General features: G+C 60.7%; 11 protein-coding genes. 1 reads left to right on the top strand and 10 read right to left on the bottom strand.

All coding sequences use genetic code 11. The features are described 5' to 3' along the window. Nucleotides 1-229 precede the first annotated feature (229 nt). Nucleotides 230-1,819, top strand: coding sequence for an SLC5 family protein (locus MUN82_RS11405; RefSeq protein ID WP_245090289.1), 1,590 nt, complete (start codon nucleotides 230-232; stop codon nucleotides 1,817-1,819). Between the two features lie 243 nt (nucleotides 1,820-2,062). On the opposite strand, the gene MUN82_RS11400 is transcribed toward MUN82_RS11405, so the two are convergent. The 10 genes from MUN82_RS11400 to MUN82_RS11355 all read right to left on the bottom strand — a co-directional run bounded on the left by MUN82_RS11400 (nucleotide 2,063) and on the right by MUN82_RS11355 (nucleotide 21,025). Continuing rightward, a complete protein-coding gene (locus MUN82_RS11400) occupies nucleotides 2,063-2,758 on the bottom strand; it encodes an HAD family hydrolase (protein WP_245090286.1) in 696 nt (231 codons plus the stop codon). Nucleotides 2,759-2,870: 112 nt separating this feature from the next. After that, entirely contained in the window at nucleotides 2,871-5,180 is a 2,310-nt protein-coding gene (locus tag MUN82_RS11395; protein WP_245090283.1) for a DUF5703 domain-containing protein, read from the bottom strand. A gap of 173 nt (nucleotides 5,181-5,353) precedes the next feature. After that, nucleotides 5,354-6,715 (bottom strand): sialate O-acetylesterase, encoded by a 1,362-nt coding sequence (locus tag MUN82_RS11390; RefSeq protein ID WP_245090280.1) that lies wholly within the window; start codon nucleotides 6,713-6,715, stop codon nucleotides 5,354-5,356. 211 nt (nucleotides 6,716-6,926) lie between these two features. Continuing rightward, entirely contained in the window at nucleotides 6,927-8,975 is a 2,049-nt protein-coding gene (locus MUN82_RS11385; protein ID WP_245090277.1) for an aceric acid hydrolase, read from the bottom strand. 162 nt (nucleotides 8,976-9,137) lie between these two features. Then, on the bottom strand, nucleotides 9,138-12,707 hold the full coding sequence (locus MUN82_RS11380; protein WP_245090275.1) for a glycosyl hydrolase: 3,570 nt from the start codon (nucleotides 12,705-12,707) through the stop codon (nucleotides 9,138-9,140). 169 nt (nucleotides 12,708-12,876) lie between these two features. Further along, a complete protein-coding gene (gene fucP, locus MUN82_RS11375; RefSeq protein ID WP_245090272.1) occupies nucleotides 12,877-14,172 on the bottom strand; it encodes an L-fucose:H+ symporter permease in 1,296 nt (431 codons plus the stop codon). A 171-nt stretch (nucleotides 14,173-14,343) separates the two neighbouring features. Next, nucleotides 14,344-14,787 (bottom strand): MaoC/PaaZ C-terminal domain-containing protein, encoded by a 444-nt coding sequence (locus MUN82_RS11370; RefSeq protein WP_245090269.1) that lies wholly within the window; start codon nucleotides 14,785-14,787, stop codon nucleotides 14,344-14,346. Nucleotides 14,788-15,064: 277 nt separating this feature from the next. Then, nucleotides 15,065-17,419 carry an extracellular solute-binding protein gene (locus tag MUN82_RS11365; protein ID WP_245090266.1) on the bottom strand — a complete coding sequence of 785 codons (2,355 nt, stop codon included), beginning with the start codon at nucleotides 17,417-17,419 and terminating at the stop codon, nucleotides 15,065-15,067. After that, on the bottom strand, nucleotides 17,409-19,862 hold the full coding sequence (locus tag MUN82_RS11360; RefSeq protein ID WP_245090263.1) for a CaiB/BaiF CoA transferase family protein: 2,454 nt from the start codon (nucleotides 19,860-19,862) through the stop codon (nucleotides 17,409-17,411). The genes MUN82_RS11365 and MUN82_RS11360 overlap by 11 nt, the downstream gene beginning before the upstream one ends. Continuing rightward, complete coding sequence (locus MUN82_RS11355) at nucleotides 19,859-21,025, bottom strand: ABC transporter substrate-binding protein (RefSeq protein ID WP_245090260.1); 1,167 nt, start codon at nucleotides 21,023-21,025, stop codon at nucleotides 19,859-19,861. Before MUN82_RS11355 ends, MUN82_RS11360 begins: the two co-directional genes overlap by 4 nt. Nucleotides 21,026-21,077 lie beyond the last annotated feature (52 nt).

Raw genomic sequence — 21,077 nt, 5'->3', positions numbered from 1 at the left:
AGAACGTCATGCCTGATCTGGCGTCCGCTTGTCGAAGCGTCTCTACCGCTTCGTTGAGGTACTCCCAACGTCAGCACGCGAGATGTCTCGACAAGCTCGACATGACGTTCTAGTAAAGCTGCTTTGATGAAGTGCAGGCGAAGCGGTAGAGATGCTTCGACAAGCGGACGCCAGATCAGGCATGACGTTATAACAACCTCGCAATTCCTATTTTCCCCTTCCCCATCGCATGGGCAACAATCTACTCGGACGCCTGACTATCTGGGATTACGCCATCGTGGCGGCCTACCTGATTATCCTGTTCACTATCGGCTACCGGGCTAGCTTCTCGAAGAAAGAGAAAACCGAAGAGTCGCTGTTTCTGGCGAATAAGTCGCTCGGGTGGCCCAGTATCGGGTTCAACATGTGGGGCACCAACGTGGGGCCGTCGATGCTGCTGGCGTTTGCCAGCATCGGGTACAGTACGGGCATCGTGGCGGTGAATTTCGAGTGGTACGCCTTCGTGTTTCTGTTCCTGCTGGCGGTGGTGTTTGCGCCGCGCTACTTAGCGGCTAACGTTAGTACCATGCCGGGCTTTATGGGGCAGCAGTTCGGCGACTCTACCCAAAATATATTGGCCTGGTACGCGCTGATCAAGATTCTGATTTCGTGGCTGTCCTTGGGCCTGTTTGCGGGCGGCGTGCTGGTTCGGCAGATTCTGGGCGTGCCCATGTGGCAATCGGTGATTGTGCTAGTGCTGTTTGCGGGCCTGTTTGCCTACGCCGGCGGACTGAAAGCCATTGCGAAAGTGAACGTGTTTCAGATGCTACTACTCATCGGGGTGTCGCTTACGCTTAGCATCATCGGGGTAGCCAAGGTAGGCGGCCTGAGCAAGGTGTTCCACAGCGTCCCCGGCGACTATTGGAATCTCATCCATCCCGCTTCTGATCCGAAGTACCCGTGGTACGCCATTCTGCTAGGTTACCCCGTGTCGGCGGTGGCGTTTTTCTGCACCGACCAAGCTATGGTGCAATCGGTGCTAGGGGCAAAAAACCTGGAACAAGGTCAGTTGGGTGTGAACTTCATTGGCTGGCTGAAAATCCTGTCGCTGCCGCTGTTTATCCTCACCGGCATTCTGTGCGCCATCCTGTTTCCCGGCCTCGCCAGCCCCGATCAGGCCTATATGACGATGGTAACCAGCCTGTTCCCGGCCGGCCTGAAGGGCTTGGTAGTGGTAGTGCTGATTGCGGTGCTGGTGGGCACTATCGGCTCGTCGCTGAACGCTTTGAGCACCGTGTTTGCCATGGATGTGTACGCCCGCCGCATCAACCCGCAAGCCACCGATGCCGACGTGGTGCGCGTGGGCCGCACGACGGTTCTGGTCGGCTGCCTGTTCGCGGTACTCATGGCATTGGCCATCGATTCGGTGAAAGGGCTGAATCTGTTCGATGTGTTTCAGGCGGTACTGGGCTTCATTGCGCCGCCGCTAGCCGTGGTGTTCCTGCTCACGGTATTCTGGCGGCGCACCACCCAGCGGGCCGTCGATGGCGTGCTATCGTGGGGCTCGGCGTTCAGCCTGGGGGTAGGCGTGGTGTACCTGTGGGTGCTGCCGCCCAGCGAGTACAATTTCTGGCCGCACTACCTTATCCTGTCGTTCCTGATTTTCGCCGTGCTGCTGCTGGCGGCGGTAGTCGTTTCACTGGCCGACGTGAAAGGCCAGGCCGAGCGGCGGATTGTGGACTACGGCGAGCTGGCCAAGCCTACCCCGCGCGTGCGCCTGCTCTGGGCCGCGTTGGCAGTGGTAATGGTAGGGTTGTACGTGGTGTTCAACGGGCATTGAAGGCAGCATTCCAATAGCGGCACCTAGCGCGAGTTTAGCGTAGCGTAACTCGTGCTAAGCTTCCGGGCGAGGCTGCGCCTCGCATCAGAACAGTGTCGTTTGGCGCATATTATCCCACTGAAGGCGAGTGGCGCAGAGCCGCTTTGTCGCTGCGCGACAGTGGAGGCTCAGCCTCCACATCAAGACTGGTCACGAGTTACGCTACGCTAAACTCGCGCCAGGTACGGGGCCAATTAGCAGCTTCTACGAAAGGTACGCCAGTGCCTCCTGCAACGAGGCCACGCGGTGAAACGACAAGCCCGCCAACTGCTCAGCGGGCACTTGTTCGTGTATCCAGGTGGCGTGGTAGGGCACGTGAATGGCTTGCCCGCCGAGTTGTAGCACCGGCAGAATATCCGACTTGAGCGAGTTGCCCACCATCACAAAGTCGGCAGGCTGTACTTGGTAGCGCGTTAGGATGCGGCGGTAGGTAGCCTCGTTTTTCTCACTCACTATTTCCACATAATCAAAGTAGTCGCCCAGGCCTGAGCGGGCCAGTTTGCTTTCTTGGTCGAACAGGTCGCCTTTGGTAAGCAACATGAGTGGCACGCCGCGCTGTTTCAGCTCGGCCAGCACTTCTTCCACGTGAGGCAGCAGCTCAATGGGAAAGTCGAGCAGGCGCTTGCCGTGGTCGAGAATCTGCTGAATTTCCGTGCCTGTTACGGCGCCATTGGTAAGCTGAATGACGGTTTCGATCATGGCGAGCATGAACGACTTGGCACCATAGCCAAACAAGTGCATGTTCTGCTTCCAAACTTCGTAGAAGTGCCGCCCCAATGTATCAGCGTCTGCGTAGTGGGTGAGCAGGTTGTAGAGTTGAGCTTCGGCGTAATCGAAATGCGGCTGGTTGGGCCACAACGTGTCGTCGGCGTCGAAAGCAATGAGTTGGGGGGTAGGCATGGCAGGAAACAAGTAGACAAACCGCGCCGCCACGTTGCGAAACAGGCCAGTTCGTGACGGTTAAACGCGGGCAAAGTTACCGAACTTGCCCGCACCAACCGGCTTCAGCAGCTTACTTCAGCAGCACCTCTACATCCTGCCGCCGCGATTCCGGCAGCACTTTCAGCTCCTGCACCTGCCCATTCCTCACAGTGCATTCTACGGTCGTCTGGTAAGGCGCGTGCAGCTTGAAATGCACATCCCAAGTCTTCGGCCAAGCGGGTAGCAGATAGATCTTTCGATTGTCGGTTTGCAGCAGCATTTCCTGCAGGCCAATCATGCCGGAACCGCCCCAGTTGTGGTCGGGCGTCCAGTCGTAGCCGGGGCCCCAGAACGCGGGAAAGCGGCGGCCGGAGTCCTGCAGCTTCTTCAGCGTCAGCTCGGCAGCTTCGTCGGTGAGGCCGAGGCGGGCGGCGAAGATGTTGTGCTGCTTCCAGCCCACGTGCGAGCGGAATTTCTGCACGTCGGGGTCGAAGCGGTAGGTATTCACGGCCGTTTCCAGGTCGGGCTGGCCGATGCCGTACAGGCCCCACGGATACACCGGGTACAGTTGCGGGCTTTCGGTGTTGTTTACCCGCTCCCAGAGCTTGGCTGGCGAAATAACCTTGTGCCCGTCCACTTCCCGGAAGCTGATACCAGGCAGACGGCCCAGCATACCCTCCCAGCTTTTGCGCTGCTCGGCCGTACCAACCTGCGTCGGCAGGGCCAGCAGGCGCGTGAGCACCGTGCGCAGGCCGCTGATGGTAGCCGTGGAGTTATAGGCCATTTTGTACGTTTCGGCGCCCGAGCCAGGGTAGAGTACCAGGTGACCTTCGCCGTCGAGGGCTTTGGCGCCGCGCTGTTTCGCGAGGTACTGGTAGTGCTGGTCGAAGAACGTCAGGCAGCTTTCGATGAAGGGCAGATACGCCGCCACATCCTGCCCGGCATAGCGCTCCGTTTCGAGCATCATCAGGCAGAACTCCAGCACCGTGTCCCACTCGTACTCCAGCCAGGCATTATGTTCCATGCCTTTGTCGTAGTCGGCGGGGCGTTTCCAGTTGTACTCGGCGGGGTTGGGCAGTCCGAAGTTTTCGAGCTGCTCGGTGAAGCAGGCGCCTTTGTGCTGCCAGTACACCTGGCTGCGCAATTCGGCATTGTTAAGTAAGCGGAGATAGTACGCAAACTGCGGCTTTAGCAGGGCCGCGTCGCCGCTTTTCAGCATGGGCCAGTACACCAGCCGCTGGTTTTGCGCGGTGTGCGTACCGCCGCCCCAGTTGCGGAAATCGGGCGTAAACTTCAGCGTGGAATCGGTCAGGGCCGGGTCGTAGGTAAACAGGCCGCCGTTGAACTTGGTGGGGTACTGCCCGAACGCATTGCAGCCGAGCATGTAGCGCATCAGCTGGTAGTTGCGGCCGGCTTGCCACTCGGGCGCATTGCTCGCAGCGTTAGCAGGTTGCACGTGGATGAAGCTGCGGCTCCAGTAGTCGCGCCACCAGGCCAGGGTGCGTTGGCGGGCAGCTTTGGGGTTTTGCTGGGCGGCGGCTAGCGTCGGCTGCAGCCCTTGCTGCCACTGCGCCGCGCTGGGCGTGTAAGCCGTATGCAGCGCAACCTGCAACGAGTGCGACTTGGCCGACGTGCGGCTTTTCAGCTTCCAGCCTGTGTAGGGTGTGCTGAGGTATTGGCCGGTGGTAGTACCCGCCGCCGCCATGTTCGGGCCTTGCAGCGTGCCGCCGAAAATCAGCTCCTGCAACGGATTGAATAGCTGCGCCTTCACCGCCGCCAGGCCCTGTTGCTGCACTGTGACGTCAAACACCGTCTGCGGGCGGTTCTGGTGGAAGAATTCAACGCCTTGGTTGCGAAAGGCTATGCTGTCGTGGCGGGTTTTTACCTCGCCCTGTGGCGCCCACTTATAGGAATTCTGATTGTTTTCCTTGGCTTTCAACAGCCGATCGGCAAAGCGCCAGCTTTCGTAGGTAGCCTCGGCCGCCAGCTTTTCGTTGCTGCTGACCTCGACATGCACTATCGGCTTGAACACATCAACCCAGATGTGTACCTGGGCCGTAGTCTTTCCAGCGGTGCCAGTCAGCGTTACGTTGCCTTGCTGCAGGTTTAGCGTTTGCTTGAATGCACTTCCTTCAAACGGATTCGGGGTAAGGCGCAGGCGTACGCGACCGAGCTTTAGCAGCGAATTATTCTCATCGAAGGTGCCGCTGCGAGCCACGTAGAACAGCACGTCACCGTTTTCGGCCCACACATTCAGGCCGATGTCGCCACCACCACAGGGCATGGACTCGCCGCTGTTCTTGCTTTGGCTGGTCCAGATGATGTTGTTGCTGGCAAGTTCCTGGGCCTGGCCGAGGTAGGGCAGCAGGAGCAGTACGGCCGCCCAGATATAGTGCCTCATCTCCCGGCCCCCTATCCTCGACAGGAGAGGGGGAACTAGACGACTAGTTTTGTCAGCGAAATCGAAACAATTAAACGCTTGAAGCATGCAGGTTAGGATTGGGCAATCGTCAGGCTCCTCTCTCTTTTGAACCGAAGGTCGGCGCAGCCAAGAGGGGGCCGGGGGGGAGGCGGCTATTCCGCCCAATCGTCTGTGCGGAACGATGACACCGGCAGCCCGTCGTTGCCGAATAAGGTAGCCCGCGTAAAGTCCTGGAAGGCATAGCGCACCGCTACCGGCGTCTTCACGGCATCGGCCGATACGGTGATGGAGCTGCCGTTAATCTTCGCTGTAGCCGGGTACCACTTCTGATCGGCGCCGGCTATTTCAAAGCCTTTCAACTCCTGCCCGAAAGCTGTCATGCCCATCGGGGCATCCTTGAAACGCACGACCGCTTCGCTGCCCTTCACCGTCATCGACTCGTACGATGGGCTAACGGCCCCGAACCCTTTCAGACCGTAGGTTTTCTGCAGGGCCAGCAGGGCCAGGCGCGTACCGCCAGGCTCCTTGCGCATGGGGTGAATATTGGCTTCCTCGCCCACGTCGAGCAGCACGGCCATAGCCGAGTTCGGAATCTGCTCCTGCGCCTTGCGTTGGGCGTCGCGGACGAAAGCGGAGTTGTACTTGCCGCCTTTGTTTTTCGACGTGCGGGTGTAATCGAAAGGTGCAATCTGGGCGTAGTAGAACGGGAAGTCGCCCATGCCCCACTTGGTGCGCCACTGCTTCACCATGGCCGCCAGCATCTTCTGGTACTCGTCGGGCCGGTCGTAGTTCGACTCGCCCTGGTACCAGATGACCCCTTTGATGCCGTAGCCTTCGATGGGGTGCAACATGCCGTTATACAGCGTAGTGGCCGTGCGGCTAACCTGCTTGATGGTGTCGCCTTTGGCCGGAATCTTCACTCCGGCAAACTGCTTCAGGTTCTCCACATCCATCCAGGCCTCGATGAAGGAACCGCTGTAGCTGCAGTGCAGTAGGCCCACCGGCACATGCAGCTGTTCCTGCAGCAGACGTCCGAAGTAATAGGCAGTAGCACTGAAATTGCTAACCGCCTCCGGCTCGGCCACGCGCCAGGGCGAAGGTTTGCTGTTCTCCTGCACCTCAGTTACCGACGAGCGGGGTACGGTGTACAGACGCAGCTGGTCGTTTTTGGAATGCAGAACCGCTTCGTTCGAGTTCAGTACCGGCTGCCCTTTAAAGCCCTTCATCGGCATCTCCATGTTCGACTGGCCTCCGCAGAGCCACACCTCGCCTACCAACACGTTGGTCAGCTTCACCGGCTTGTCGTCGCCGCTGAAGCTGAGCGTGTATGGTCCGCCAGCGGCGGGCGTTTTCACTTTCAGGCGCCATGCTCCGGCTGCATCGGCTTTGGCGGTGTACTTCTGTTTGCCCCAGCTTGGCGCCACCGTAATGGTGCTGCCGGCCTTCGCCCAGCCCCACACGGCACACTCAGCCTGCTGCTGAAACACCATGTTATCGGTGAAGAGAGAGGACAAGCGCAATTCGGCGCGGAGGAGGGTAGGGAGGAGAAGAAGCAGAGAACAGATGATTCGCCTTGCCCCTCGGCCCCTTCTCCGGAATGGGAAGGAGAAACCGAGCGATTTGCGTATAGTATTTATGTTTTCTTCTTTCATGTAAATCAAAATCTTACTCTCAACTAATCAATCTGCTATCCTCAAGGCAGTGCGCATCAAGCGTTTGCGGGGGTTACTTGCTCACCGGAATCCACACTTGCATTTCTGAGTGGCCGCGGTTGCCCCAGGCGTAGTAGGGCGTGAGGGTGATGGGCACGGGGGTAGGCTGGCGGTCGGAGAGCTTGCGGTAGAGCTGGCCGTTCCACTGCGGCTCGGCGGCCAGCTGGGCAGTGCCAGTAAGCTGCACCACGTCGCTGTTTTCGATGCGGGTGTGCTTGGGCGTGAGCTGGGTGGTGGCGGGTAGCGTGAGGGCCTTAAGCTGCTGGCCAGCAGGTAAGTCCTTGGTCTCGAGGCAGTACACTACGGGGCCGCGCTGCACGGCTACCTGGTTGCGCGTTTCTTCTATCAGTGGGTTCGCCTCTACCAGCTGTGCGGGCATGGGTAGGGTTAGCTCCACTTTGTCGCCTTTCTTCCAACGGCGGTTCACTTCGGCGTAGGTGCCGGGTTTCAGCGTCACCGACTCGGGCTTGCCATTTACCAGCAGCTTGGCACCTTCGCACCAGCCGGGCACACGCAAGAACATCGAAAACGGCTTTTTAGGAGCTTGTTGCAGCGTGAGCGTCACGGTGCCATCCCAGGGATAATCGGTCTTTTGGGTGAGTTGCAGGGGTGAGCCGTCGGCAAGTTTCGTGTTGAGGGTGTTGCCGCCGTACAGGTTCAGCCACAGGCCTTTACTCGATACATTGTACACGTAGTTGCTTACCTCAGCCACGGTGCGCACCACGTTGGGCGGGCAGCAGTTGGACAGGGCTATGTACTCTACCCGGTCCTTCGACCAGCGCTGACTGAATGGCAGCTCGTCGGAGTAGGCTAGCGGGTTGGTGTATAGGAAGCGCTTGCCATCAAGACTGATGCCCGACAACACGCTGTTGTACAGCGCCGTTTCCAGCACGTCGGCGTACTTGGCATCGGCGGTTACTTGCAGCATCCGCCAGTTCCAGAGCACATTGCCAATGTTGGCGCAGGTTTCGCCGTGGGCCGTGTGGTTGGGCAGTTGGTAGTCGCGGCCATAGGCCTGGTGAATCTTCTGCACCGTATCGGGCTTGTAGGCCGTGCCGTCCGGCGATACGCCATCGTAGAGGGCCCCGCAGGCCCCCGTCACGTACATCTTGTGCTGGGTCACATCGTCCCACATCTTGTCCAGTGTGCTCAGCAGGGTAGGGTCGCCGGTTTCAGCATACACGTCGGCCACGCCGGCAAAGAGGTAGTTGGCGCGCACAGCATGGCCGCCGGCTTTCTGCATCTGCCGGAAGGGAATGCGGTCCTGGTTGTCGTCGGTGCCAATGTCGGCCACCATGCCCCGAATGTCGATCAGGCTTTTGGCCAGCTCCAGGTAGCGCGGGTCGCGGGTGGTGCGGTACATCTCCACCACGCCCATGTAGTGCGAGGGACAAATGGCATTGCGGGCCAGCTCAGGCGAGGCTTTTTTGTAAAAATTGTAGAGGTAATCGGTGGCCTTCTTGGCCAGGTCGAGCATGGTGGTTTTGCCAGTGGCGCGGTAGTGCACGCAGGCGGCCGTCATGAGGTGGCCCAGGTTGTAGGTCTCAAAGTTCAGACGGTCCTGAAAGGCTACGTTCTTGCCTTCATTGCGGGCCGCAATGGTAGCCTGGGTGCTCAGGTAGCCATCGGCGCGCTGCACTTTGGCAATCACGGGAATCACCTCGTCGAGCATTTGGTCCAGCTTGGGGTCGCGGGTCACGGCGTAGGTAGCGGCCACGGCCTCCATCAGCTTGAAAAAATCGCCGTCGTGGAAGGAAGGGCCGAAGTGGCTGCCTTTCTGCAAACCGGCCGCAATTTCAAAGTTGCGGAAAGCATGATTTTTTAGCGAGTCCTTATATAGCGCCCACATCGTGGGTACCATAGAGGTACGGCACACCTCAAACCGGTCGGCCCAGAAGCCATCCGTCCAAGCCACGCTGCCCACGTCTACGCCGCGCAGCTTGGCGTGGGTGCTGGCGGTGGTGTTCGTCAGGGCTTTGGTTTGGGCGGCGGCAGGCCGGGCGGCTACGGCCGCGAGGGTGAGTAGGCCGGCGGCGAGTAGTTTATGAGTAGGATAGGGCATGGTCTATTTGTTCTGGCGGTGGACCTCACCCCCCGGCCCTCTCTCCTCGGGGAGAGGGGGAGCCACGCGGCGCGGTTTGGCAGTTTGTTCTACTATCTTTTAGACTCTTGGCAATCGTTCGGCTCCTCCTCTCCCCGAGGAGAGGGGGTTGAGGGGTGAGGTTTATCTATAATCATTTGACAAACTGATGTTTACCGGCCCCAGCAGCCCTGCTGGCAGGAGCGGTTTGTTAGCGGCGGGTAGGGGCGCAGGCGTCCAGACGCGGCGTTGGTCGGCGGGCTTGGCTTGCTCGCCGATGAGGCGATTAGCCCACGTATTCGTCACGCGGATGCTGAGCTGGTTGTCGCCTCTGCGCAGCGCTTTCGTGATGTCGAGGCGGTAGGGAGCCGTCCAGGCCGTGCCGATGGGCTGGCCGTTGAGCGTCACTTCGGCGAGGTTGGCGACGGTGTTCAACTCCAGATAAACAGGCGTCTTATCCTGCTGCTTCAGCTGTTTTCGCAGCTGCTTCGAGGGTTGCCAGCGGAAGGTTTGGCTGTACTCGGCGGTGCCGGCGTAGTGGCGGATGGAGTCGTTGGGGTGCTGGCTCCAGTCGGTGAGGGTAGGGAAGGCGACGGGCTGGGTCGGGCCGTGCATCTCCGGGTCGAAGCGCACTTGCCACGGGCCGGCCAGCATCTGCACGGGTAGAAGCTTGTGCCAGTTCATGCCGGCAGAAGCGGCCGTTTGCGTGGTTGGTTCGCGCAATACCACAAATACCGAGGCGTTGCGCTCCAGGTAGAGGGGCAAGCGGGTGCGTCCTTCCGCGCTAAACCAATTGCGGGCCGGCTGCATTTCACCCGTCACCGCGTCCCACAGCTCCGGCTGGCGGCCGCTGACGCGCAAGCTCAAATCGATCATCTGGACTGAATCAAGCTGGTTGGAAATGAAGTAGATGTCGAACTCGGGGGCGGTACGATGATTCCAGGCAATGCCGCGGGCCGGGCGGCCGTCGTGGGTTGTGGCGACTACGTCGCGGGGTAGGCCCAGCGGTTCAAAGGTAGGAGCGGTGTAGGGGCCTTGCAGGACGCGGCCAGTGGCGGCAGAAGCGGTTGCGGCAGTGGTTGCGGCGGTTACTTGTGGGCCGTTCTGGCGGTTCGCCTCACCCCCCGGCCCCCTCTCCCGAGGAGAGGGGGAGCCAGACGAGGTTGTGCTTTTAGTAGATAGTTGCTGAAAATCAGATGCCACTTGCTGCACCTCGTTATCAGCAGCTGGAAACTTTTGTAGCGACGGAGAACGGGCGGGCTCCCGGTCTAGAAGGATGGTGGCGCCGGCTTGGGCTAGCTCGCGTAGTTTGGCAGCCACTTCGGGCGACATGGAGGTGCTATTGGGCCATAGAGGGTGGGCGCCGGGCACCACCAGCAAACCATAGCTGGCGCCGCCGGGCAGCACGATGCGGCCGTTTTCTACCTTGGCCAGGCGCAGGAGAGCATCTTTGTTGAAAGAGTCGTAGGCATAGCCGTGCAGTGGGTCCACCAACTCGTCGGCGGTGTACATGTTGGCCGAGGCAGATACTTTCTCGGGCTGCTCGCGCATGGGCAGGCCTACGTTGGCAAAGCGCTTTTTCTCATTCGCCACTGCCTGCGGCCCAAAGATGCCGGGTAGGGTGGCCACCAGCCGGTCGGGCAGAATGGCGCGGCGCGGTGTTTCCTCACCCGTAAACACGGCTACGTCGGCCACCGGGTGGCCGAGTTGCAGCAGCGCCTGACACCGACGTGCGTAGTCGACCCAGGCGCGGCCGGGCTTCCACCAGGTTTGGTCGCGCTGGAAGAACAGACCGATGCCACTGAGCGTCATGCCCGGCTGGCGGTCCAACCAGGGGTTGTGCACGAACACGTGGTACACCATGCGGTTGACGCCCAGCGCGTAGTTGCGGTCCTGCAGAGCCTTCAGCATGCCAGGGTGCTCGTCCCAAGCCAGGCGCAATTCCGTGAAAGCCTCTGCCTGCACGATGTTTTTGCCGTAGATGTGCGCGCCCGAAATGGCGTCGAGCATGTCGTTGGGCTTGTCGTGGGTAGGGCTGCGCAGCCAGAACTCACCCATGGGCACGTCGGCGTGCTGGTAGTGCAGCAGCCCGTCGCTGACCATCGTGGGCGCTATGGCTTCGGCCGAAAACGTGCAGCCCTTGGCGTGCGCCTGCTCCTTCAGGGTCACGTAAAACTTGTCGTTCACCAGCTCCGCAATGGTCTGGCGCACGTCAAACAGCACCCGCTCCGACTGGTCGGCGCTTTGCAGGGGGACGCCGGCCATCACGGGCAGGTAGGGTAGCAAATCGTAGCCGCGGCGCTGCCGAAACTCCGCCGCGAAGTTGCGCGACCAGTTCTGCGAGCCGCACTCCCAGCTATCCACATGAAACATCTTGAGCACCCGCCCGGCCAACTCCGGGCCGGCCTGGCGCACGGCCTCCCCAAACCAGCTGTCAAACTGCAGCTTCACGGCCTCGGGGTTGAACTTGTCGCACTCCAGCCCCCGCGCCCCGCCACCGGTGGTATTGATTTGGCCAGTGCTGGTGTGGCCCATGCGCAAGATGGTCCAGCGGCCGGGCGGGGCCTGCCAAGTAAGGCGGCCGGTGGCGTCGAGCTTGTCGGTGAGGTTGAGGACTTTGTTGAGCGGCACGCAGTCTGCCGCGGGCACTTGCTGGGCAGTGGTCCGTTCGCTCACGCGCCACACTTCGCCGTTCTTGCCCTCAAACTGGTTGATGCGCGCCTCCGACGACAGGCGGATTTCCGTCACTTTCAGGCTCTGCTTCCACTTAGCCGCGTCCAGGTCCTCGGCGCCCGGCTCGGAGCCGGCTGGGTCGTACACAAACCGGAAGTACCGTGCCGTGGTGGCGGGTAGGGCGTGGGTTACGGCGCTGCTGTCCTGCCAGCCGCTGCGCGGTGGTCGGAGCTGCATCACCGGCCGAAACGTGCGCCCGTCGTCGCTGGCTTCCACCCGTAAGCGGTTGGCTTGGTAGTTATAACCCTTCGAGCGGACGCGGATGGAGCGGCAGGTAAAGGGCTGGTCAAAAGCGTATTGCACCCAGCCCGGCTCATTGGACTTAAGGGTTTCCTTATTGCCAGCCACGGCGAGCAGGGCTGGTTGGCTGTCAGGGATGTTGCTGGTTACCTTGGGTTTGGTAGTGTAGGTAGAGGCCGTACTGCTGGGGGTAGGGTAGGCGTACACGGCCACGTCGCGGTAGTAGCCCTGCACGGCGGGTGGCTGTAGCAACGTCAGGCTCAACCGTTTGCCGCCCGTGGTCTGGGTTTCGCTGTAGGTGAGCTTTTGCATAGAAAGCTCCGGCGTAATCCAGGGGCCGCCGGCCAGCGCAAACCCGTCGCTGACGTGCATAGCCAGCTTCAGGCCCAGGCGGTCGGCTTCCGTCATGGCGTGCTTCACCATCTTCCACCACTGCGGCGAGAGTTGCCGGGCCGGCGGCGTAATGGCCGGCGGATTCTCCACGTCCTTGATCGGCATGAGGTAGGCCCCGCCGATGCCGGCTTCCTTCATAGCGGCCAGGTCGGCCGTGATGCCTTCAGGCGTTACGGCACCATTCATCCAGTACCAGAACACCCATGGGCGGGCCGCTTCGGGTGGGTTTTGGAAGAGGGTTTCGAGGTTGGGGGTAGGCGCTTGCTGGGCGCGCACCGAAACGGGTAGCCCGCCGAGGAGCGGCAGCGCCAGCGTTAGGAGGGCCTTGGGGAGCAAGCGGTTGTTCATGTTCTATCGTAGACCCCACCCCCCGGCCCCCTCCCCTCCGGGAGAGGGGGAGCCACGGCGGCGCGGATGTTACTGTTGAGTATTTCTGTATTTTCTTATTTGATAGTTTGCTGTAAGCTGATGTCAGGCTCCCCCTCTCCCGGAGGGGAGGGGGCCGGGGGGTGGGGTGCTACACCACCCTTCCCCGCACCCGATACCCATATTGCCCAAAGAGCAGCACCACCAGAAAGCACGCCAGCGGCACCACGTAGCCGGCCTGGGTATTGTCGCCTTGCAAATCAATGACGGTGCCCATGAGGTAGGGTAGGATGGCGCCGCCCACAATGGACATCACCAGCCAGGAGGAACCCTGCTTGGTGTCGTCGCCGAGGCCGGCAATGCCCAGGGCGAAAATCGTGGGGAACATGATGCTCATGAAGAAGCCCAGCCCGCCCAGCGCGTAAATCACGTAGGCGCCGTCGCCGAATACCGCCACGGCACACAGCGCCACGGCCGCCACGGCGTAGATGGAGAGCAGCCGTTGGGAGGAAACGTACTTCAGCAAGGCCGTACCAATGAAGCGGCCACCCATGAATAGTAGCCCATACAGCCCGAGGTAGTAGCCAGCAGTTTTCTCATCGAGGCCGCCGCCCTGCTTGGCCATCCGGATGAAAAAGCTGGTGACGCACACCTGCGCGCCCACGTAAAAAAATTGCGCTACCACAGCCCAGGTCAGGTGCCGGTGCTTTAGCACGGCGAAGAAACCGCCCTGCGACGGCTCGCTTTCAGAGGCCTTGATTTCGGGCAAAGACGAGAAGTAGAACAGCACCGCCACCGCCACCAGAATGCAGCCCAGCACGAGGTAGGGCGTCTTCACGGCTGCTGCTTCGGCGTTCAGGTAAGCCGTGCGGGCCGCGTCAGTCATGGCGGCCAGCTGCTCGGGCGTGTATTCCTTGCCTGACAAAATCAGGTTGGTGCCGATAATGGGCGCTACCAGCGCCGCCAGCCCGTTGAACGACGCTGCCAGGTTCAGCCGACTCGTGGCCGATTCGGGCGGGCCCAGCACGGTAGCATAAGGGTTGGCAGCCGTTTCCAGGATGGTCAGCCCGCAGCCGATGATGAACAGGGCCGTCAGAAACAAGCCGTAGGAGCGGGCATCGGCGGCCGGGAGAAACAGGAACGCGCCCCCCGCAAACGCCAGCAACCCTATAATAATGCTGAACTTATACCCCAGTTTTTTAAGCAGCACCCCGGCCGGAATAGCCATCAGAAAATACGCCAGAAACACGGCCGTATCCACCAGCGTCGACTGCCGGTTGTTGAGCTGACACGCCTTTTTCAAGTGCGGAATCAGAATGGAATCCAGATTGTGCGCCATGCCCCACAAGAAGAATAGGCAAACAACCAGAATAAACGGCAGCAGATAGGTGCGCTGTTGTGCGGCGCCGGTAGCGGCTGGCACGGGCGCGGTGGTGGGTAGGGCCATGTGGTGGGGGTGTTAGAGCTTAGAAGGTAGAGCTTAGAACTTAGCGGGTGTAGTGTAGAGCTTAGAAAGCAAAAATCAGGGCTTAGAAAATGAGATTTAGCTTGGTGTAAGCTATAAGCGCATTCTATAAAACGTAGAATTTTCTGCCTTCTAAGCTCTACGTTCTACTATCTAGTTTCTAAGTTTCACAACGAGCAGGTGGTCACAGGCCAGCACTACTTCGCCGTGCTGGTTGATGACTTCCACGTGCTCGGTAACGGTGCCGAAGCCGGGCTTCTTGCCTTCCTCTTTGGCCGAAATAGTAACTTCCGAGTGGATGGTGTCGCCGATGTGCACCGGTTTCACGAACCGCAGCCGGTCGTAGCCCTTTGAAAAGGCTTCGGGGTTGATTTCTGAAGCCGTTAGGCCAATGCCGATGGCGAAAATCATGGTGCCGTGGGCAATGCGTTGGCCGAAGGGCTGCGTTTTGCACCACTCAGCATCGAGGTGGTGTGGGAAGAAGTCGCCGGTGTGGCCGGCATGCACCACGAAGTCGGTTTCGGTGATGGTGCGGCCGAGCGTCACGCGTTTGTCGCTCAGGGTATAGTCCTCGAAGAAGGTGGATTTGAAGTACATAGGAGGGGCCTTACCCCCCGGCCCCCTACCTCGCTTGATGCTCGGCATCGTGGAGAGGAGGAGCCAGACGACAGCAGCGTATCCATTTCGGCTAGCGCCTGCATGGCTGCTACTGCTCGGTAGCTGGGGGGATGTTGAGTGGTTAAGTCGGTAAGGTGCTTTATTAGGATTTGGGAAGTGTCCTGCGGTCTACTGCTTCGCGGTAGCAGCGGCGGAGGCAGTAGCCAAAGTGGCTGCGCTGAATCGTCTGGCCCCCCTCTCTATGGGGAAATGCGCATCAAGCATTTCTTCGGGGGCCGGGGGGTGAGGCCTTGCCAGCATCACTGGACGCATAAGCCGCTTCTACCACCGCCATGGTCTTGATAACGTCCTCCACACTGGTCGGCAGCACGTCGATTTCTCCTTGCTTGTAGCGCATCAGGCTGCCCATGGTGCCCATAAACGCATCGGGGAACCAGGAGCCTTCCAGCTCTACGGTGTGCCAGGTAGGCGTTTCACCTTCGCGCATCAGGCAGTACTCAAACTTATCGGGCACGCCGTGAGGGTAGTTCATCAGCAGGCCCATGCGGGCTTTAATGGCGCCTTTCGTGCCTTCCCACTTGATGAAGCTTTCCTGGTTTTCGGGACCGAAGGAGTGGTCGTGGTTGGTGTTGATGACGGCGTGCATGGTGTCGCCGTAGTCAAACAAAATCGTGGAGCGCGACGACGACAGCGCCTTGGCTGGGTGCCGTAGCGTTTTGGCCATCACGCTACTTGGCTCGCCCAGGAAGGAGCGAAGCAGGTCGATGTAGTGGATGCTGTGGTACTGAATTTCCAGGCGCGGGTGCACCATCACGTGCGGAAACAGCTCCCAGGGCGTTTCCAGCGTCACGCGCACTTCCATGTCGTACAGCTCACCGATGAGGCCTTGCCGAATCATCTCGCGGGCGGCACTCACGTAGGGCGCAAACCGCAGCTGGCAGTTAATAGCAGCGGCCAGCTTCTTGCGGCGGCACACTTCCAGAATCTCCTGGGTCTGCCAGAAGTAGTCGCCCATGGGCTTCTGAATCAGCACGCCGCAGCCGTCCGGCAGCTGCTCCAAGGTGGCCACAAACTGCTCGGGCATGATGGTGATGTCGTACACGGCATCGGCGGGCGCGTGGGCTACGGCCTCGGCTACCGAGTCGTACACGTGCGGAATGCCCCACTCGGCGGCCAGCTTTTCGGCGCGGGCGCGGGTGCGATTCGTGATGCCGACTACCTCGAAGCCCGCCTTGCGGTAGGCCGGCAAATGCGCGTCGTGCACAATGCCGCCCGCCCCGATGATGACGATGGGCAGCGGCTTTTCGGGCAGCACCGGCAGATAGGGAACCTCGATATCGTTGATCTTAAACATGGTCGAGCAGAAAACATGGTCGAGCAGATTGATGTTGCGTTGCCCGGCGGCCAGCAGCTCGGCCGTGGGCGTGTCGGAGTTGATGGCCTGTAGCACCACCTCGTCGATGATAGTGGCTATCTGCGCCCAATTGGCTTTCTGCGGCAAGCTCTCGGCCTGCTGGTGCAGCATTTCCAGCTTGTGGTAGTAGGGCACCAGGGCGTTTATTTCGGCGTCGTGCCAGGTAGAAATACGGCAGCCGATGCCACCTTCCAGCGTCAGCAGCTTATCGTTTTCGGGCCGGGTAGCGTAGCGCATGAAGTCGTAAGCTACGTCTTTGTGCTTGCTACCTGCGCCGATGGCATACAGCCAATACACGTTCAGCGAAGCCGAACGACCTTGCAAGCCTTCGCCGCGCGGAATGCTGGTAATGTCCACCTTGCTGCGCACCGGACAAGCCTCGTCCACATCGCACACCGCCGCGAAGCCAAACCAGTTAATCATCAGGGCCGCTTCTCCCCGCGCAAAGGCCTGCCCCGCCTGCACCGATTCGTACTGCATGGACTGTGGGTGAATGGCCGCTTGGTCTTGCAGCAACTGGCGGTAGTAGGAAAGGCCTTCCCGCGCCGCTTCCGAGTCGATAACGACGCGGCCTTGTTCGTCGAGCAGCTGCCCGCCGCGGGTCCAGAGTTGCAGACAAAAATCGAATACTGTGTTGTGGCCGTCGGGGTAGCCGGCAGCTACTAGGCCGTACAGGTTTTCGGCGGGGCGGTGGAAGAACTGCGCTACGGTTTGCAGCTCGGCCCAGGTAGTAGGCGGCTCCAAGGGGCGGCCGTGCTGGCGCTGAAAGTTTTCCTGCTCAACCGGGCTATCAAACAGGTCTTTGCGGAAGATAAGACACTCGGGGCCGTCGTGGAAGGGTAGGCCCACTACCGCGTCGCCGTACTGCTGCATCCCTAGCAGCGACGAGCTCCACCCCTTCGGAAAACCGGCGGGCGGGTCGGCTTGCAGGTAGGGCGTCAGGTTTTCGAGGGCGCCGGCGGTGTGGGCTTCCAGCAGCCAATCGGTGTTGATGTGGGCCACGTCCCAAGCCCCGCGTAGCAGGCCTTCGTTGGTGAGCAGGCTTTGGTGCAGCGGGTGCAGGTCCATGGGCACCATCTCGACGGCCAGCTGACAGCCGGAGTGCTGGCAGTAGCCGTCCCACAGCTTCTGCATGGCACTTTCAAACGGACCAAATTTGCGCACCGCAATGCGGAAAACCGGCTGCTCAGGCGTCATGACGAAAGGTTTTCAGGTCCATGAATTCCTGTAGCAGCGCCGCGTTGTCTTCGCCGAGCTTGGGAGAGCCTTTCGTGGCCCTCAGCAGCTCCCCATCCAGCCGAATAGGGCAGCGGGTGGTCTGGTAGGTGTAGCCGTCCGACATCTGCACTTCCTGCACCATGTTCAGCACCCGGAAACCCTCGTGCTGCAGCAGCTTGTCCCAGCTCAGCACGTTGGCGCACCAAATGTCGGCGGGCTCCAGAATAGCCAACCAGGCTTCGGTAGTGTCGGTGAGCAGGTGCCGGGCCAGAATGTCCTTGATTTCGTCGCGTTGCGCGAAGGCCTGCGCGGGCTCAGGATAGTTTAGCAGCTCGGGGCAGCCCAGCAGCTTGCCCAGCACCGGAATCGAGCCCATAGCCAGGGCCAGGTAGCCGTTGTGCGTCTGATAGATGCCGTAGGGTGCGCCGAGGTAGGCGTGGGCGTTGTTATGCTGCGTACGCTCGGGCAGCACGCCACCGTCGTTGAAGAAGGTGGTAATGGTTTCGAACTGGAAATCGAAGGCCGATTCCAGCATGCTCACCTGCACCAAGCCGCCTGAGTTGGTGCCTGGGCCGCTAATGCTGCGCCGCACCAAACAAGCCAGCAAACCCTGCGCGAGGTGGGCGCCCGCCAGCATATCCACGATAGACAACCCCATGGGCACGGGGCCACTACTGGCGTTGCCGCTCAGCCACGTCAGGCCCGAAGCTGATTGCAGCAGCAGGTCCTGACCGGGCTTGTCGCGCCACGGGCCTTCGGTGCCGTAGCCCGAAATTTCGCCGTACACGACGCCGGGGTTCTGCGCTTTCACGCTGGCGTAGTCGAAACCGAGGCGCTCCATCACGCCGGGGCGGTAGTTGTGCATCACCACATCGGCCTGCCGCACCAGCGCCCATACCTGCTCCTGGTCCAGCTCGTTTTTTAGGTCTGCCGCGAAGCTTTCCTTGTTGCGGTTGATGGCGTGAAACACCGACGACTCGCCGTTCATGATAACGTTCGAGGTATACAGGTGCCGGCAGATGTCGCCCGTTTCGGGCCGCTCAATCTTGATAACGCGGGCGCCCAGGTCGGCTAGCCGCAAACTAGCGGAAGGGCCGGAGAGGAACTGGCTGAAATCAACGACCAAGAGGCCCTTGAGCGGGGACTCGCCCCCTAGTTCCTTCTCCACAAGAGAGGGGGAGCTAACTTCTAACTTAGCTTGCCCAGCTCTGGCCTCCCCGATTTTAGAACTAGAGTCTAGTTCCCCCTCTTTGGAGAGGGCGCTAGGAGGTGAGGTCAGTTTAAACTCCTCATTAATAACCTCGGTGTGCTGACCAGGCCGGGGCGCGGCTTTGGGCGAGTACAGCTTCTGCCCATCGATGCGGATGGGGCAGCGAGTGGTAGGCAGCTGCTGGCCGTCGGGCAGTTCCACCAGTTGCCGCATACCTAGGGCCTGAAAGCCGGGGCTGCTGGTGGCCTGCTGGTAGTTCAGTACCTCGCCGCACCAGATGCCCTGCGGCTCCAGCACCGACAGCCAATGTTGGGTCGGTTTCTCGCGGAGTGCTGCCGCCAGCAGAGCTGCTATTTCGTCGCGCTGCGCAAACCAGGAATCTGCGTTCGGGCACTTATCCAGAATGCCGCAGCCAAGCGTAGCGTCGATTTGCGGCAGGTTGCCCATGGCCAGGGCCAGGTAGCCGTCCTGGGTCTGATACACGCCGTAGGGGGCGCTAAGGTAGGCATGAGCAGTGCCGCGGGCTGCGCCGCGCTGGGGCAGTTGGCCGCCGTCGTTCAGGTGCGTGGTCAGCAGCTCAAATTGCAGGTCAAGCACCGATTCGAGCAGGCTGACTTCCACCAGCACGCTCTGCTTGGTTTTGTTCCGCTTGAGCAGCGCCGCCAGCAAACCTTGCGCGAAGTGCGAGCCGCAGATGATGTCGGCCACGGCAATGCCGAACGGCACCGGCCCATCGCCTTGCGTGCCCGAGAGGTAGGCCAGGCCGGATAGCGACTGAATCAGCAAGTCCTGGCCCGGCTTGCTGGCCCAAGGGCCAACCGACCCGTAGCCCGTCACCACGCCGTACACGATGCGCGGGTTCAGAGCGCGCACCGAGTCGTAATCCAGCCCGATCTTCTCCATGATGCCCGGCCGGAAGTTGTGCGTCATGATGTCGGCCTGGGCCAGCAGCAGCTTCACGCGGGCTAGGTCCTCCGGGTTTTTTAAGTCAGCGGCGTACGACTCTTTGTTGCGGTTGATGGTGTGAAAAACCAGGCTGGAACCATCAACGAACAGGTTCTTGATGGCAATCTGCCGGCCCGATTCGCCCGCACCCGGCCGCTCAATTTTAATGACGCGGGCGCCCAGGTCGGCCAGGCGCAAACCTGCGGAAGGCCCGGCCAGAAATTGGCAGAACTCGACAACCAGCAACCCTTCTAACGGCCGTGTCATACTAACTCTACAGCTCTGGATTTCACGTACAATTCGTTCAGCTCGCGCAGCAGCGCACGTTCGTCGCCGCCGTTCATGAGGTACTGGCGCACTGGTTCGCCGGCGTGGTCCTGGAAGAACATGTGGCCGTGGTAGCGCGGGCGCAGGAAAGCGCGTTGCAACGTTGGGAGGGTAGCGGCGAAGTAGTCGTGCGACTGTTGGTTGGTGTGCTCGTCCTGCCAGGCGCTGAGGTGGCCGGGCTGGCCGCCGTTGTCGAAGAATAGCGTCTGCTGGCAAGCCGGAGAGGCTACGAATTCGGCGTAGCGCACGGCTTCGGCTACGTGCTGGCACTTGGCCGAAATAGCCAGGCCCGTGCCGCCCAGGGTGCTACGCATGGGTGTGCCGCCGGGCGTCAGGCTCACGAGGTCGTGGAAGTGCAGCAGCCGGCGGGCGTAGCCGCGGCGAGCGTAGTTGGAGTAGCCGTAGGCAAACGGGCAGTAGGCCAACTCGTCGGTCTGCGTCATGGCCTCGTACACCTGAATGGGGTTGCGGTGGAAGCACGCCGGATCGACTTTGCTGGCGAGCTGTCGGAACATCTGCAGCGCCTGCACGCCCACCGCTTCGCTTACTACCTCGTCCTCGCGCTGGCACGGGTCTTCGCCCAGCGAGCAGCAGAACATGTAGAAGCTCATCAATGTGTCGATGGGAATCAGCGCGAAGGCTACCAGGCTACGGTCGGCCAGGGCCAGCAGGTCGTCGAACGTCTGCGGCACCGAGAGGCCGTGCTGCTCCAGTAGGTCGGGGCGGCTGGCGGCTACGGGCGTAGCGGCGTCGATGGGCAGCGCCCATTGGTGGCCGTTGAACGAGTAGCTCTCAAAGGAATGCCCGACGGTGTTCTGCTGCTGATCGGCCATGAACTCGGCCGGCAGGTGCTTATCAAGCGGTAGAATGGAACCGGTACGGGCCGCGAAACCCGCCCAGGGGTGGTCGATAACCAGCAGGTCGAACCGCTCGGCCAGCTGCTGAATCGACTCATCAGCGAACTGCTGCAACGAGCGTTTCTCCCACATAATCGATACGTTAGGGTTCAGCTCCGAAAAGCGTTGTGCAGTGGCCGTCATCGGCACGTAGCCCCGGCTGTGGTTCCAGGTAATTCCTTTGAGGTGAATGTGTTCGGTTGGCATTGAATGGAGTTGTATTCGAAGCTATTTAGGACGTCATGCTGAGCTTGTCGAA

Origin of the sequence: Hymenobacter aerilatus (assembly GCF_022921095.1) — a bacterium.
GTDB lineage: Bacteria > Bacteroidota > Bacteroidia > Cytophagales > Hymenobacteraceae > Hymenobacter > Hymenobacter aerilatus.
This window is presented reverse-complemented; position numbering and strand designations above follow the sequence as displayed.

What these genes read in the sequence shown, in the direction of transcription:
- MUN82_RS11405 (WP_245090289.1), top strand. Translation starts at nt 230, where the DNA reads ATGGGCAACAATCTACTCGGACGCCTGACTATCTGGGATTACGCCATC.
- MUN82_RS11400 (WP_245090286.1), bottom strand. Translation starts at nt 2,758, where the DNA reads ATGCCTACCCCCCAACTCATTGCTTTCGACGCCGACGACACGTTGTGG.
- MUN82_RS11395 (WP_245090283.1), bottom strand. Translation starts at nt 5,180, where the DNA reads ATGAGGCACTATATCTGGGCGGCCGTACTGCTCCTGCTGCCCTACCTC.
- MUN82_RS11385 (WP_245090277.1), bottom strand. Translation starts at nt 8,975, where the DNA reads ATGCCCTATCCTACTCATAAACTACTCGCCGCCGGCCTACTCACCCTC.
- MUN82_RS11380 (WP_245090275.1), bottom strand. Translation starts at nt 12,707, where the DNA reads ATGAACAACCGCTTGCTCCCCAAGGCCCTCCTAACGCTGGCGCTGCCG.
- fucP (WP_245090272.1), bottom strand. Translation starts at nt 14,172, where the DNA reads ATGGCCCTACCCACCACCGCGCCCGTGCCAGCCGCTACCGGCGCCGCA.
- MUN82_RS11370 (WP_245090269.1), bottom strand. Translation starts at nt 14,787, where the DNA reads ATGTACTTCAAATCCACCTTCTTCGAGGACTATACCCTGAGCGACAAA.
- MUN82_RS11365 (WP_245090266.1), bottom strand. Translation starts at nt 17,419, where the DNA reads ATGACGCCTGAGCAGCCGGTTTTCCGCATTGCGGTGCGCAAATTTGGT.
- MUN82_RS11360 (WP_245090263.1), bottom strand. Translation starts at nt 19,862, where the DNA reads ATGACACGGCCGTTAGAAGGGTTGCTGGTTGTCGAGTTCTGCCAATTT.
- MUN82_RS11355 (WP_245090260.1), bottom strand. Translation starts at nt 21,025, where the DNA reads ATGCCAACCGAACACATTCACCTCAAAGGAATTACCTGGAACCACAGC.